At 46.7% G+C, this 14,917-nt stretch carries 12 protein-coding genes; 7 read left to right on the forward strand and 5 right to left on the reverse strand.

All coding sequences use genetic code 11. The annotated features are described in order from the left end of the window. Nucleotide 1 precedes the first annotated feature (1 nt). Nucleotides 2–955, forward strand: a complete 954-nt coding sequence (ttcA, locus tag ASC40_RS01165) for a tRNA 2-thiocytidine(32) synthetase TtcA (protein WP_055437957.1) — start codon at nucleotides 2–4, stop codon at nucleotides 953–955. Here the strand turns inward: ttcA and ASC40_RS01170 are convergent. Then, on the reverse strand, nucleotides 930–1,763 hold the full coding sequence (locus ASC40_RS01170; protein WP_055437958.1) for a glucosaminidase domain-containing protein: 834 nt from the start codon (nucleotides 1,761–1,763) through the stop codon (nucleotides 930–932). The genes ttcA and ASC40_RS01170 overlap by 26 nt on opposite strands. Nucleotides 1,764–1,775: 12 nt before the next feature. Further along, nucleotides 1,776–2,567, reverse strand: a complete 792-nt coding sequence (locus tag ASC40_RS01175; RefSeq protein WP_055437959.1) for a DUF2189 domain-containing protein — start codon at nucleotides 2,565–2,567, stop codon at nucleotides 1,776–1,778. 137 nt (nucleotides 2,568–2,704) lie between these two features. On the opposite strand from ASC40_RS01175, the gene ASC40_RS01180 reads away from it, so the two are divergent. The 5 genes from ASC40_RS01180 to ASC40_RS01200 all read left to right on the forward strand — a co-directional run bounded on the left by ASC40_RS01180 (nucleotide 2,705) and on the right by ASC40_RS01200 (nucleotide 7,697). Next, nucleotides 2,705–3,322 carry a pseudouridine synthase gene (locus ASC40_RS01180; protein WP_055437960.1) on the forward strand — a complete coding sequence of 206 codons (618 nt, stop codon included), beginning with the start codon at nucleotides 2,705–2,707 and terminating at the stop codon, nucleotides 3,320–3,322. 76 nt (nucleotides 3,323–3,398) lie between these two features. After that, nucleotides 3,399–4,529 (forward strand): tRNA 2-thiouridine(34) synthase MnmA, encoded by a 1,131-nt coding sequence (mnmA, locus tag ASC40_RS01185; protein WP_055437961.1) that lies wholly within the window; start codon nucleotides 3,399–3,401, stop codon nucleotides 4,527–4,529. Next, nucleotides 4,526–5,185, forward strand: a complete 660-nt coding sequence (gene hflD, locus ASC40_RS01190) for a high frequency lysogenization protein HflD (protein ID WP_055437962.1) — start codon at nucleotides 4,526–4,528, stop codon at nucleotides 5,183–5,185. Before mnmA ends, hflD begins: the two co-directional genes overlap by 4 nt. After that, entirely contained in the window at nucleotides 5,185–6,558 is a 1,374-nt protein-coding gene (gene purB / locus ASC40_RS01195; RefSeq protein WP_055438498.1) for an adenylosuccinate lyase, read from the forward strand. The genes hflD and purB overlap by 1 nt, the downstream gene beginning before the upstream one ends. Continuing rightward, entirely contained in the window at nucleotides 6,555–7,697 is a 1,143-nt protein-coding gene (locus tag ASC40_RS01200; RefSeq protein ID WP_055437963.1) for a cupin domain-containing protein, read from the forward strand. The genes purB and ASC40_RS01200 overlap by 4 nt, the downstream gene beginning before the upstream one ends. On the opposite strand, the gene ASC40_RS01205 is transcribed toward ASC40_RS01200, so the two are convergent. Further along, nucleotides 7,694–8,113, reverse strand: coding sequence for a DUF4826 family protein (locus ASC40_RS01205; RefSeq protein WP_055437964.1), 420 nt, complete (start codon nucleotides 8,111–8,113; stop codon nucleotides 7,694–7,696). The genes ASC40_RS01200 and ASC40_RS01205 overlap by 4 nt on opposite strands. 234 nt (nucleotides 8,114–8,347) lie before the next feature. On the opposite strand from ASC40_RS01205, the gene ASC40_RS01210 reads away from it, so the two are divergent. Then, nucleotides 8,348–9,391: a Glu/Leu/Phe/Val dehydrogenase dimerization domain-containing protein gene (locus ASC40_RS01210; RefSeq protein ID WP_055437965.1), complete on the forward strand. Its 1,044-nt coding sequence runs from the start codon at nucleotides 8,348–8,350 to the stop codon at nucleotides 9,389–9,391. On the opposite strand, the gene ydiJ is transcribed toward ASC40_RS01210, so the two are convergent. Together ydiJ and ppsA are read right to left on the reverse strand one after the other, a co-directional pair. Next, a complete protein-coding gene (gene ydiJ, locus ASC40_RS01215; RefSeq protein ID WP_055437966.1) occupies nucleotides 9,388–12,450 on the reverse strand; it encodes a D-2-hydroxyglutarate dehydrogenase YdiJ in 3,063 nt (1,020 codons plus the stop codon). The two genes, ASC40_RS01210 and ydiJ, sit on opposite strands and share 4 nt — an antisense overlap. An 18-nt stretch (nucleotides 12,451–12,468) precedes the next feature. Continuing rightward, on the reverse strand, nucleotides 12,469–14,850 hold the full coding sequence (gene ppsA / locus ASC40_RS01220; RefSeq protein WP_281175460.1) for a phosphoenolpyruvate synthase: 2,382 nt from the start codon (nucleotides 14,848–14,850) through the stop codon (nucleotides 12,469–12,471). Nucleotides 14,851–14,917: the final 67 nt, after the last annotated feature.

The raw sequence follows: 14,917 nt of genomic DNA on the forward strand, positions 1-14,917 counted from the left end.
TATGAGCGCAGCAACTAAAACAGCTGAAGCCAAAAAGCAGCAGTATAGCTTTAATAAGCTACAAAAACGTATTCGACGCACAGTCGGTCAAGCCATACAAGACTTCAATATGATTGAGGATGGCGATCGCATTATGGTCTGTTTGTCTGGTGGCAAAGACAGCTACACCCTGCTCGATGTACTGCGATTTTTACAACGCATAGCACCGGTAAAATTTGACATCATTGCGGTAAACCTTGATCAAAAACAGCCCGGTTTTCCGGAGCATATTTTACCTGAATACTTAACCCGTGAAGGCGTTGACTTCCGCATTATTGAAGAAGACACCTACAGCATAGTTCGCGAAAAAATTCCTGCAGGTAAAACAACTTGCTCCTTATGCTCACGCTTGCGCCGCGGTATTCTGTATCGCGTAGCAAGTGAGTTGGGTGCCACTAAGATTGCCTTAGGACATCACCGCGACGACATGCTTGAAACCCTTATGTTAAACATGTTTTATGGCGGCAAAATGAAATCTATGCCACCTAAATTAGTCAGTGACAACGGTAAACATGTCATTATTCGTCCGCTTGCTTATACGCGCGAAAAAGACATTGTTAAATATGCGGATCACATGGAGTTCCCGATTATTCCGTGTAATTTGTGTGGCTCACAAGAGAATTTGCAGCGAAAAGTCATCAAAGACATGCTAAAACAATGGGACCGCCAATTTCCCGGCCGTATTGAAAGTATGTTTTCTGCACTACAAAATGTCGTACCGTCACATTTAGCAGACCCTAGCCTATTTGATTTCAAATCAATTGCGGCTGACGGCATCGAAAATGCAGACGGCGATACTGCGTTTGACCATTCTACCCCGACTGACTTTCTCAATTATCGCGACGAAGACGATGACGCTGCCGGCTCAGAACAAGCCGACAGCAGCGGTGTTATTCGGGTGCTGAATCTGAGCTAGGTTCAAGTACATCAATAATGATGGGGCGATTAACACGAATCATTGAGTTTAACTCATGAATGTAATCTTCGCCCCTTTCAGAATAACTCATTAACCCTTCAGTTAAGTCTAACGCACGAATATCAGCACCGCTTTGACGTTTTTCAGCGCGTAAACGACGTAACTCAAAGTACGCGGGATGAGTGTTAATGTTACGCAGGTAACTCCGCACAGAAGCGTTCACTGATGCAAACTTGCGTACTTCATGGGTCATATCTTCACTACGGGCATCGGGGACTAACCCACAGCCTTTACGAAAACACCACTGGCCAAAGAAATTCAAGCCTTCGAGCGCAAAGCGTGAAGTTCCCCAGGCAGACTCGTTTGCAGCCTGCACCAGTGCTAATGCTTCAGGTACTACATCTACACGGCGCAGCAGCACCCCAAACGTGGCAGCAAGATCATTAGTTTCAACTGTCACGTTATAATCATTGGCGATTCGTTCCAATTGTTTGAGCTGTTTTTTATTTAAGCTACCCGTTTGCTTATGCACTTGAACTAGCGCTAATAATTGCTCGCGCGCTTGTTCAATAACCGCGTTTTCAGCTTGTACTATGGGTGCTAAGAAACTAAAAAATGCCTGTTTCTTGTCACGAACGTTAGTATAAATCGTGAAGTCGGGCACAACAGTAACACGCTCAACGGTAACAGTGGTGGGCGTGCTTGTATCGGTGCTCATTTCTGGTTTAGATGATTGATGTAGTTGCGTGGGTAACCAAACCGCTATTGTCACTAAAGCAACAGCAAGCAACCAGCCTAAAAGACGCATACAGTCTCCCTTTTAAATCGTTTCGTCATCAAGCCCAATCAGGCTGTGATAAACCACACCCACAGCGTTAAACGCCATTGGTAAGGTGAAAATTAAGCCGAGCAATAATGGAATTGCGCTAATCAATAGAATAATTCCCATTAAAGCCATTAGCCCCAGTACGGGAAACATAGTCTTATTGATCACCAAAAATGAAGCGATGAGAGCTCGAAAAGCGTTAAGTTGACGGTCAATAACAAAAGGCACTGCAAGCATTAAACTTAATTGAAGGTAAATAACCACTAATACGGCCAATAACAGCGCAAAGCCCCCACTAATTAAGCTACCTAGCCCTACTAATACAGCAACCGAAACCGCAGTGATTACAATTTTAAACAACGCGACCAGCATAATTTGCGGAGCATGTTGCAGTGTGCCACGCAACCCCTCTAGGCTAGGTTTGCGCTCAGCAGCATTGACCAAGCCCACATAAATTAACAACGCCGAAAAAGGAGCCATAAGTATTTCTTGCAGCAGGCTGCTGGCAATAATATTGCCAATGGGTAACTGCTCAAGGTCTATTGTTGTTTGCGTTGTTATAGCCTCTTCATCAAATGGAAAGAGCATGCCAAGCACGTTTGACACTAACAAATTAATCAGCAGCAACAGGACAAAAACACCAAGCATCCATGGCAATGAACGTAAAGTAATTTCCCATGCCCGCTGCAACATCGGGCCAACGCTAAGTTTTATTTCACCGCGTAACGCTTGAGCAAAGTCGCCACGAGGAATGACGGGTGTCGTATTATTTGAATTATCAGACACGCGAGGTTTCTCCATGTTGTTTAGTTCAGCGGATTATACGTCATAGAATGTCGCTATACCAATGCCAATCCGCCCGATTTGTGGGATAATAGCGACTTGAAACCATGGCAATATCGTCATTCAACAAGGAGTTAAAGGTGAAAGCTCAGGCACCCAAGCGCCGCTTTTCAAAACGCCGTTCGAACACATCGCGACCACGCCCTGCAAACCCTAAGCTGATTCTTTTGAATAAACCCTTTGGTGTGCTCAGTCAGTTTTCTGGTAGTGATGAAGAGCAAACGCTAAAAGGTTTAATTCCGCACAATGACGTCTACCCAGCTGGGCGCTTAGACAAAGACTCGGAAGGCCTCTTACTATTAACCAATGACGGTGATTTGCAGCATAAAATTAGTCACCCTAAGCATAAAATGCCCAAAACCTATTGGGTGCAAGTGGAAGGTGTTCCCAGTGAAAGCGAGTTGCAACAACTGCGCGACGGAGTTGAGCTAAATGACGGACTCACGCTACCCGCTGAAGCTTTTTTAATGGATGAGCCAATGAATTTGTGGCCACGCAATCCGCCGGTGCGTGAACGTAAATCTGTGCCTGATTGCTGGGTCTGCATCAAAATATCAGAAGGCCGTAATCGACAAGTGCGTCGTATGACAGCTGCTATTGGCTACCCTACTTTACGGCTTATACGTGCAGGTATCGGGCCATGGCTATTACGCAGTTTGCAACCGGGTGAGTGGCGCGAGGAACCCCCAGTGTGGTAAAATTCGCGCCCATTACGTAGCGCGATTAACAACCATGTTTTAATCGTAGATTTTAGCGTCTTAACTGAAGAGCAAAATGTCTGTAAAGCAAAGCGAAAATGCCTCTAAAAAAGTCATCGTCGGCATGTCTGGCGGTGTGGACTCCTCTGTGTCTGCTTATCTTCTTTTACAACAAGGCTACCAAGTAGAGGGCCTGTTTATGAAGAACTGGGAAGAAGACGACACTGACGAATATTGCGCGGCCGCAACCGACTTAGCGGACGCAGAAGCTGTTTGTCAAAAATTAGGTATTGAACTGCACACCGTCAATTTTGCTGCAGAGTACTGGGATAACGTGTTTGAATACTTTTTAGAAGAGTATCGCGCTGGACGTACGCCTAACCCCGACATCATGTGCAACAAAGAAATTAAATTTAAAGCGTTTCTGGAGTTTGCCGCGGGTGCTCTGGGGGCCGATTACATAGCGACTGGGCATTACGTTCGTCGTCGTGAGCACAAGGGTAAATACCAGTTATTACGCGGGCTTGATACCAATAAAGACCAGAGCTATTTTTTGTATACGTTAGCACATACCCACGTGGCACAAACCTTATTTCCTGTGGGTGAGCTTGAAAAGCCAGAAGTTCGCCGTATAGCCGAAGAGCAAGGCTTGGTTACGGCTGACAAAAAAGACTCAACGGGCATCTGTTTTATTGGCGAACGTAAATTCAAAGACTTTTTACAACAGTACTTACCCGCCCAACCGGGGCCAATTGAAAGTGTTGACGGGACCATACTCGGCCAACATGAGGGTTTGATGTACCACACCCTGGGACAACGTAAAGGTTTGCATATTGGCGGTTTAGCTGAAGCCGGTGATGAGCCTTGGTATGTGGTCGATAAAGACGTGACGCGCAATGTGCTTATCGTGGCACAAGGTAAAAACCATCCGCGGTTATTCTCAAAGGGGCTTATAGCAGGTCAGTTACATTGGGTCGACCGCACACAACCTAACAAGCCTTTTAACTGCCAGGTAAAAACGCGGTATCGCCAGCAAGACATTCCTTGCACTGTAACCCCGCTTGCAGACGGCCGTATTCAGGTTGCATTTGATGAACCCGTCGCTGCGGTAACACCCGGACAATCAGCAGTGTTCTATCAAGACGAAGTTTGTTTAGGTGGCGGCATTATCGAGCATCGTATTGCCGACCACGAGGTTTTCTTGTGAGCACGCAAACCCAAGACATCTGGTTTGACAGGGTTATCGCTCTGGCTGCATTAGCGCAAGCCGCGGCGGCGGTGAAACAAGTTGCACGTTTTGGCAGTGTGCGTGACAGCGCAAGCGCCAAAGTTCTATTAGAAAGCGTATTGAATCAATCACCCGGCAGTATTTCTGAGCTCTATCCAAAACTTTCAGAGTTGCGTTTAGGGTTAGAAAGCTTGCTGCAACAAATTGGCGCTACACGTGATAAAGACGTTGAAGTGACACGTTATATTGTCGGCGTGTTAGCGCTCGAACGACGTTTAACGCGAAACCCTGAAGCACTCAATAAATTAGGCCAGCGTTTAACGCAAATCCACCGTCAACAACATGATTTTCAGTTTGCCGAGGACACCGTTATTGCAAGTATGGGCAGTACATACAGTGACCTCATCTCGCCCCTTGGGCAACCGTTAAAAATAAACGGCAAACAAGAGCATTTACAGCAAGTAAGTAATCAACACCTTATTCGCGCCCTACTTCTTGCTGCGGTGCGCAATGCTGTACTGTGGCGTCAACTGGGTGGCAAGCGTCGGCACTTTATCTTTTCTCGGCAGCGCATGGTACGCGCTGCTCAATCTATCTTACGCGAATTACGAGAGCACTCGGAGCCTTTATTATGATGAACCTTTCTGCATTAACTGCGTTATCTCCAGTTGACGGTCGCTACGGCAGCAAAGCTGCGGCATTACGCCCTATGTTTAGCGAATACGGCCTGATTCGTAATCGCGTTATTGTTGAAATTCGGTGGCTACAAAAGCTAGCCGAAGTGGAAGCCATTGCCGAAGTTCCAGCTCTTTCAGAAAGCGCAAATGCGTTCTTGGAAGCTATTATCAACGAATTTAGCGAAGCCGACGCACAACGTGTCAAAGACATTGAGCGTACTACTAACCACGATGTTAAAGCGGTCGAGTATTTCTTAAAAGAACGCGTGGCAGAGCATGCTGAGCTCAATGCAGCCAGCGAATTTATCCACTTTGCTTGCACTTCTGAAGATATTAACAACCTTTCGCATGCACTCATGTTGCGCGAGGCCCTAAATGACGTCATGTTGCCAGCTATGCAGGAGCTCACAGGCGCAATAAAAGGTCTTGCCATTGAACATAAAGCTGTACCGATGATGGCTCGTACGCATGGGCAACCAGCCACCCCGAGTACCATGGGTAAAGAAATGGCTAACGTGTTTATGCGTCTACAGCGTCAATTAGAGCAATTACAAGCTGTGCCTTTGTTAGGCAAAATTAACGGTGCTGTCGGTAACTACAATGCGCATTTAGCTGCTTACCCAAACGTTGATTGGCATACTATTTCGCAGCAGTTCGTCACCTCTTTAGGGCTGACTTGGAATGCATACACAACGCAGATTGAACCGCATGACTACATTGCTGAGTTGTTTGACGCCGTCGCTCGCTTTAACACAATTATTATCGATTTTAACCGCGATGTTTGGGGCTATATTGCTCTTAATCATTTCAAACAGCGCACCGTAGCCGGCGAAGTTGGTTCATCCACGATGCCGCACAAGGTTAATCCAATTGATTTTGAAAACTCCGAAGGTAATTTAGGCTTAGCCAACGCAATTATGGCGCATTTGGCACAAAAGCTACCTGTTAGCCGCTGGCAGCGTGACTTAACCGACTCGACTGTGTTGCGAAATTTAGGTGTTGGGTTCGCGTACGCTTTGATTGCCTACCAAGCAACCTTGAAGGGCATTAGTAAGTTAGAGGTAAATGCAGAGAACTTGCTGCGTGAACTTGATCAAAACTGGGAATTGCTTGCTGAGCCAATTCAAACAGTCATGCGCCGATATGGTATTGAAAAACCATATGAAAAACTTAAAGAGCTCACACGCGGAAAACGTGTAGATCAGGCTGCAATGGCCACCTTCATTGATGGCTTAGACATGCCAGAAGCAGCAAAAAATGAGCTTAAAGCACTGACTCCGGCAACTTATATCGGACGAGCTATCACCTTTGTTGACGAGCTAGACGCATGAGTCTTCAGCTAAACTTAGACATACAAAGTTTTCTAAGTGAAGCCTGGCAACGCCAGCCGCGTCTAATTCGCGGCGCTTTTACTCACTTCAATGATTTGGTTGAGCCTGAAATTCTTGCGGGTTTAGCGCTTGAAGAAGGCGTTGATTCACGAGTTATTCAAAACGACAACGGCACCTGGCAGGTCAGTCATGGTCCTTTTGAGTCGTATGATGAATTTGGCGAAGACGGCTGGACTTTGTTAGTGCAGTCGGTGAACGAATGGATTCCCGAGGTACAACAGTTAATTGCGCCTTTTCGGTTTTTGCCGGACTGGCGCATTGATGATGTGATGATAAGTTTTGCTACCGAAAACGGTGGTGTTGGTCCGCACCTTGATCAATATGATGTTTTTATTATCCAAGGTGGCGGCACACGCCACTGGCAAGTAGGTGAACGGGTTAACAACGCGACGGAGTTCTGTCCTCACCCCGATTTAAAGCAGCTTAAAGATAGCTTTGAGCCCATTATTGACGCCGTTTTAGAACCTGGCGATATGCTCTATATTCCAGCCGGTTGCCCTCATAACGGCGTTGCATTAGAGCCAAGCTTAAATTATTCAGTTGGATTTAGAGCCCCAAACACCGCAGAGTTAGCTGCAGCCGTGGCAGACTCGTTAAGTCAGCTGGAAGTTCCACTGCCGCGTTATCGTGATGCAGAAGCCAAAAGCTATGGTCAACCTTTCGCCGTGAGCACGGCGCAACTGAACCATGTGCGTGAATTTTTACTGAGTAGCTTAGCGCAAACGGATCTTAGTCATGCCATGCTGTTGGTTATGTCGCAGAGTAAACGGCCCCTGCCACAAGTTGAAGGCCTACTACAAGCCGAAGAGTTAGCTCAGATGCTTGAAGAAACAGCGATGCTCATAGTTCGCACTCCAGGAGCTCGTATTTTAATTGGCCCTAATAACATGCTATACGCTAACGGCGAAGCATGGCCATTAACAGACAATACACAGGCTTTTGCTGAAGCTATCGCAGAGCTTTGGGACGACCAGCCATTGGCCACCCTCGCCCCGTTGTTACAACATCAAGAAAGTATGGTGTTGTGCTGTGATTTAGTTAATGCGAGTGTACTCGATATCGTGGTGCAGCAAGATTAAGCTTGCTGCTCCCACAAGGCTTCTTGCTCACCGAGTTGATATAGGTTCTCTGCGCGATTAATCAAGTAATTAGCGTAATTACGCTGTTCTTGCGACGGCTGTTCACTGTGCAAAATAGCGTCCGCTTTCAGCTGCCAGTTCAAGGCAAAATGGCGCACAGCCTCGCGTGCTGATTGCGCTACTTTTTCAGTCACCATATCGGTTGGTACGTCGCCATTGATCACCCAAATTTTATGCTTGTCGGTGGTCGAAAATTTCCAAACGGCAACCAATGGCGCTAAATAGCGACTGTCTTTTGATAAGATTTGATCAGATATAATGCCTTGTTCCGCAAGAAACTTATTGGCTTCTTGAAACTTCGTGCGAACCCAAGCTTGAAGTTGTTCTTCGGTGTATTTCGGCTGATTGTCGGCCATGTGATGTCTCTTCCTACTACTTTATTTTAACTCAGGCTTATTGATGCCTTAGATGTGTAATGACCCGTCAATACTACCGCTATTTACTGCAAACGCAATGCTTTTTGGAACTGTAAAGAAAGCTTGCAACAGTTTACGTAAACGTTAATAGTTTATTTCAGAAATTCACTAGCGAAATGACCGTCAAAATGATAATGTTCGCGCAATTTTTGGGATGAACGAGGAATACCTAGAATGTCTTTATTCGAACACAAAGAGTTCGACCAACACGAACAAGTCGTGTTTTGTCATGACAAAGAAACAGGTTTAAAAGCAATTATTGCCATCCACGATACCACCCTCGGCCCGTCGCTTGGCGGTACGCGCATGTGGAACTACGCGTCGTCTGCCGAAGCGTTAACCGATGTATTACGTTTATCACGCGGTATGACTTATAAAAGTGCGTTGGCCGGCCTTCCGCTTGGTGGCGGCAAAGCAGTTATTATTGGCGATGCAAAAGCCATTAAAACTCCTGATCTTATGCGCGCCTATGGCCGTTTCGTAAACTCATTAAGTGGCCGTTACATTACTGCTGAAGATGTTAACATTCGCACCAGTGACATTGCTCACGTGGCCGAAGAGACATCCTTCGTAGCCGGTACCGCGGAAAAAGCGGGTGATCCATCGCCACACACAGCGTTAGGTACCTATTTAGGTCTTAAAGCCGCAGCGAAGCACAAGTTTGGCAATGACAATTTGAACGGCTTAAAAATTGCTGTTCAAGGTCTCGGCGCTGTTGGTTACGATTTCGCTGAGTATTGCGCTAAAGAAGGCGCTCAGTTGTTTGTTACAGACATTAACGAAGACGCATGTAACAAGGCTGCTACCGAGTTAAATGCAACTATTGTGGGCTTAGATGACATCTACGGCCTAGATGTTGACGTGTATGCACCTTGTGCATTGGGCGCGACCATAAACGATGAAACTTTAAAGCAAATCAAAGCGAAGATCATCGCAGGTAGCGCCAACAACCAGCTCGCTACACCACCACACGACAAAATTGTCATGGACATGGGCATTTTATATGCACCTGATTACGTTATTAATGCCGGCGGCGTTATTCACGTATGTAGCGAAGCGGCAAACATGAGCCGTGAAGAAACTGACAAGCGTGTGCGCGATATTTACGACACCTTAGATAAAATCTTTGCTCGCTCTAGCGCAGAGCATCGCCCGACTGGTGAAATTGCAGACCAAATGGCGCGTGAAGTTATTGCCAATGCGAAAGCTGCGCGTTAAGCACAGTTTTCAGCAAGCCATTGAAGCGGGTGTAATGCCCGCTTTTTTGTGCTCATTCGCTCAACCTGTGAGCGACACGAAAAGCCAGTTGCAAGCGTTATCACCGTCCCCTGCTCGACCTTGTCACGCCAGCTTAAATTATAGAGCTTTTGACTAACCTGTTGGTTTTCTACTTCATGACCAAAGGTTCCAGCCATACCGCAACATCCTGTCGCTTGCACCTGCAAAGGTATATGCCACGTATTAAAAACTTGTTGCCACTGTTGCGAGGCCTGCGGCATAGCAGTTTGCTCGGTACAGTGAGTAAATAGCTGTAATGGTTGGGTAGGCGCTTTCATTGCAACAGCAGATGCACGTTCCGTTAGCACATCAAGTAGCCATTCTTGAACTAACCGCACGCGATATTTTATCGGGTACTTAGTGTATTGTGCGTATTCATCATGCAGACAAAGCACTGTAGAAGCATCAAGCCCAATTAAGGGTACTTGCAACTTAGCAACCGCATTTAATTGGGTGGCAACCTTATCTGCGGTTTGGCTGAAATGTTTTAAAAAGCCTTTTACGTGCTGAGCCTTACCGTTACCTTTAAAGGCCAATAACACTGGCTTATAGCCCATTTGCACAGCTAATTGAGCAAATGACTCTAGCAGTTCAGCTTCATAGAAGCTGGTAAATGGATCTTGCACAATGACCACGCATTGCGCTAGCTCATGCTCCGGTAACGCGGCTAATTCATGTTCGTTTAAATGCCACCAGCGTCGGGCTTTCCAACGCGCTGCTACTGAAGGTACCGATAGTTTTGGTGCATCAACATAACCAAACCATTTTTGAGTTATCCACAAACTTACTGGGTTATGGCTAAGTAAATTACTAACTCGGGGCCATTTCGCCATAATACGCGCTAAAGATTCAACATTCTTAACCAAATAGTCTTTCGCCGGCCGGCGGTATAATTCGTAGTACCAAGCTAAAAATTTGGCGCGAAAACTAGGAACGTCAACTTTTACTGGGCATTGGCTAGCACAGGCCTTGCATGCTAAGCAGCTATCCATTGCAGCCTTAACTTCATGATTAAAATCAAATTTTTCAGCACTTGGAATTTGCTTTAATAATTCAAATCGACTTTGCTGTGGAAAGCCAGTGGCGTCAAATGAATGCTCGGCATTCAAACGTAACCATTCACGTATCAGCGTTGCGCGCCCTTTTGGGGAATTACGTCTATCCCCGGTGGCTTTAAATGAAGGGCACATGGCCGAGTCGGCTGCATAGTTGAAGCATAAGCCATTGCCATTACAATTCATCGCGGCAGCATAATCGTCGCGCACCTCAATTGGAATTTGACGATCAAAATAGCCACGTTTGATGGCATCTACGGAAACCAACTTGGCATTGGAGCCGAATGGGGTACAAATTTTTCCTGGGTTCAAGCGATTGTTTGGGTCGAACACCGCTTTTATTTTTTGTAACTCGCAATACAGCTCATCGCCAAAAAAGCTCGGAGCATACTCTGAACGGTAGCCTTTACCGTGTTCCCCCCACATTAAACCACCATACTTGGCGGTTAACGCAGCTACTTGGTCACTAATTTGTCGCAGCAATACTTCATCTTCAGGGTCCGTCATATCAAGTGCAGGACGAACGTGTAATACCCCTGCATCAACGTGCCCAAACATGCCGTAGTGCAACTCGTAGCTATCTAAAATAGCGCGGAACTCAGCAATGAAGTCAGCTAAATTCTCAGGCGGTACCGCGGTATCCTCTGCAAAAGCAACCGGCTTACGGCGCCCTTTGGTTGCTCCCAGTAACCCCACAGCTTTTTTTCGCATAGCGTAAATGGTTTGAATACTGCCGGCGTCACGACAAACTTGGTAGCCAATCACACCTAATTCGGGCTGGGCACTTATCAGGTTATCGAGGGCTGCGGTTAAGCTGTCCACTTTGTCATTAATTTCAGCGTCATCCACCGCGGTGAATTCGACCATATTAATGCCGTGCATAGCTTGCCCTTCAACCTCTTGCAACTGTGTCGCAACTTGGTGCCAAATAATGTCCTGACGGGCTAAGTTAAGTACATTACTATCAATAGTTTCAACCGAGGTTGCGCGCGCTTTCACTAAAAATGGCGCGTTACGTAGTGCCGCATGAAAATCACTATACTTCACATTCACGAGTACTTTGTGGCGCGGTATAGGTGTTAAATTTAGCTTCGCTTCAACAATGCAAGCTAACGTGCCTTCTGAACCCGCCAACAACCTCGAAACATCAATGAGTTGACGTTCAGGGTCATAGCAATGCTTCAGATCATAACCCGTTAAAAAGCGATTTAGCGGCGGAAATTTCGCCTCGATGGCGTTACGTAAGCCAACACAGCTTGCTAATACCTGCCGATAAATAGCACCTTCAAGGGTTTCTGTATTGGCTAATTGCTGTGCTTGTTCAAGCGACATAGGTGCCGTAGCAATACATTCACCATTAAGCAGAACTGCTTTTAGCTCCAGCACGTGGTCGCTAGTTTTGCCGTAAACCAATGAACCTTGCCCAGAAGCGTCGGTATTGATCATGCCGCCAATTGTGGCGCGGTTACTGGTAGATAAGTCGGGCGAGAAAAAGAGTTCACACGGACGTACCGCGTCATTAAGGGCGTCTTTAACAACACCGGTTTGGCAACGAACCCAGTGCTCATCGGTATTAATTTCGGTAACTTTATTAAAGTAACGACTTAAATCCACCACAATGCCCGCGGTAAGCGACTGGCCGTTAGTTCCGGTACCGCCGCCACGCGGTGAGAATTTTACTGAACGAAATTGGTCGTATTGCGCCAACGCAAAAGCTTGTTGCACCGCAGCTGTAGTACGCGGATACAGCACCGCTTGAGGCAATTGCTGGTAAACACTGTTGTCGGTCGCGGCAATTAGGCGACCACTGTACGAACCATCAATATCACCATCAAAGCCTGCTTCTTCAAGGGCTAACAAGTAGCCCTGATACACAGATTCAATGCGCGTTTCACGCCTCTCAAAGGCGGTATATACCGGTAATACTTGCTCCGAGTTAGTCATAAAACGCGCTCAACCACCTTAGCTATGATGTTTGGCTAAATATAACCAAGTTTCAACCACTGTATCTGGGTTCAATGAAACTGAATCGATACCTTGCTCGACTAACCAAGCAGCAAAGTCAGCGTGATCAGATGGCCCTTGGCCACAAATTCCAACATACTTGCCTTTTTTCTTGGCTGCTTGAATAGCCATAGCTAACATCGCTTTTACCGCTTCATTACGCTCATCAAATAAATGTGCGATAACGCCTGAATCGCGATCTAAGCCCAAAGTTAGCTGAGTTAAATCATTTGAACCAATTGAGAAACCATCGAAAATATCAAGGAACTGTTCAGCTAATAAAGCGTTTGATGGTAATTCACACATCATAATCACGCGTAAACCGTTTTCACCTTGGCGTAAACCTTGCTCAGCTAGTAGTTCGATAACCTTACGGCCTTCTTCAAGGGTACGCACGAAGGGTATCATCACTTCAACATTGGTTAATCCCATGTCGTTACGAACACGTTTGATTGCCTCGCACTCCATGGCAAAACAGTCGCGGAACTCTTCTGAGATATAACGCGATGCTCCACGGAAACCAAGCATTGGGTTTTCTTCATGTGGCTCGTATTGGCGCCCGCCGACTAAATTGGCATATTCGTTCGACTTAAAGTCAGACATACGTACAATAACGCGCTCTGGCGAAAACGCTGCAGCTAGGGTGGCAATGCCTTCAGTAAGTTTACCGACGTAATATTCGCGTGGGCTATCATAACCGGCCATGAAACCACGAATTTGCTGTTGTAATTCGGCGCTTTGCTTATCAAAGTTCAACAAGGCTTTCGGGTGTACGCCAATCATACGATTGATAATAAATTCAAGGCGCGCCAAGCCAACACCGGCATGTGGCAACGAAGCAAAATCAAACGCGCGATCTGGATTGCCTACGTTCATCATTATCTTCAATGGCAGCGCTGGCATATCGCCAACATCAGAGGTCGTCACATCAAACTGTAACTCGCCATCGTAAATGTAGCCCGTGTCGCCTTCTGCACAAGAAACCGTGACAGCAGCGCCGGCAGCAATGCGATCGGTCGCATCACCACACCCAACCACTGCTGGAATGCCTAATTCGCGAGCGATAATTGCGGCATGGCACGTGCGCCCGCCACGATTAGTTACGATAGCTGATGCGCGCTTCATAATCGGCTCCCAGTCGGGATCGGTCATGTCGGTAACCAGTACGTCGCCTGGCTGTACTTTGTCCATTTCTGAAATATCGTTTAGAACACGAGCAACGCCTGCCCCAATTTTTTGTCCAATCGCGCGGCCTTCAGCCACAACCTGACTTTTCGATTGGAGGGTATAACGCTCTAGTGCTTGGCCGGTTTTGTTTGATTGCACGGTTTCAGGGCGAGCCTGAACAATGTATAACTTGCCGTCAATACCGTCTTTGGCCCACTCGATGTCCATTGGACGACCATAATGCTGCTCAATGATCACCGCTTGGCGTGCTAACGCCTCTACTTCGTCGTCAGTAATTGAAAAACGCGACGACATGTCGGCCGGAATATCAATAATCGAGGTTTGCTTACCATGGTCAACGGCATCCGAGTACACCATTTGTACTTTTTTGCTGCCTAAGTTGCGGCGTAATACCGCTGGGCGATTCGCTTTTAGGGTTGGTTTGTGTACGTAAAATTCATCTGGGTTGACCGCGCCCTGCACCACCATTTCGCCTAAACCAAACGACGAGGTAATAAATACAACTTGGTCAAACCCTGATTCGGTATCAATCGAGAACATGACGCCTGACGCCGCAATGTCACTGCGAACCATGCGCTGAATGCCAGCAGACAATGCTACACCACGATGGTCGTAACCTTGGTGCACACGATAAGAAATAGCGCGGTCATTAAACAACGATGCAAATACGTGTTTAATGGCTTCCATAATAGCGTCAATACCACGTACATTCAGAAAGGTTTCTTGCTGGCCAGCAAATGATGCATCTGGCATATCTTCGGCGGTGGCAGAGCTACGCACTGCAAAGCTAACTTCATCGTTGCCGCCGCTAAGCTGCTCATAAGCCGCTCGAATTGCTTGGTCTAGCTCAGGTTGAAATGGAGTATCAATAACCCATTGACGTATTTGCTTACCGGCTTCAGCGAGTGCTTTCACGTCGTCGGTATCTAAATCGTCAAGAATTTGATGAATTCGTTCATTCACGCCACTTTGCTCAAGAAACTCATTAAAAGCTTCTGCTGTGGTTGCAAATCCGTTTGGCACATCCACTCCGGCACCGGCCAGGTGGCTAATCATTTCGCCAAGTGATGCATTTTTACCGCCCACACGGCCAACATCGTTCATCCCTAATTGATCATACCAAAGCACATAGTCTTGTACGTTATTCTGCACGTTGAGTTCCTCGTGGAGTTTAGGCGTGACACAGTTAAATTATTTAACTGCCCGAATGGCATTGTAT

Origin of the sequence: Pseudidiomarina woesei (genome assembly GCF_001418345.1) — a bacterium.
Lineage (GTDB): Bacteria > Pseudomonadota > Gammaproteobacteria > Enterobacterales > Alteromonadaceae > Pseudidiomarina > Pseudidiomarina woesei.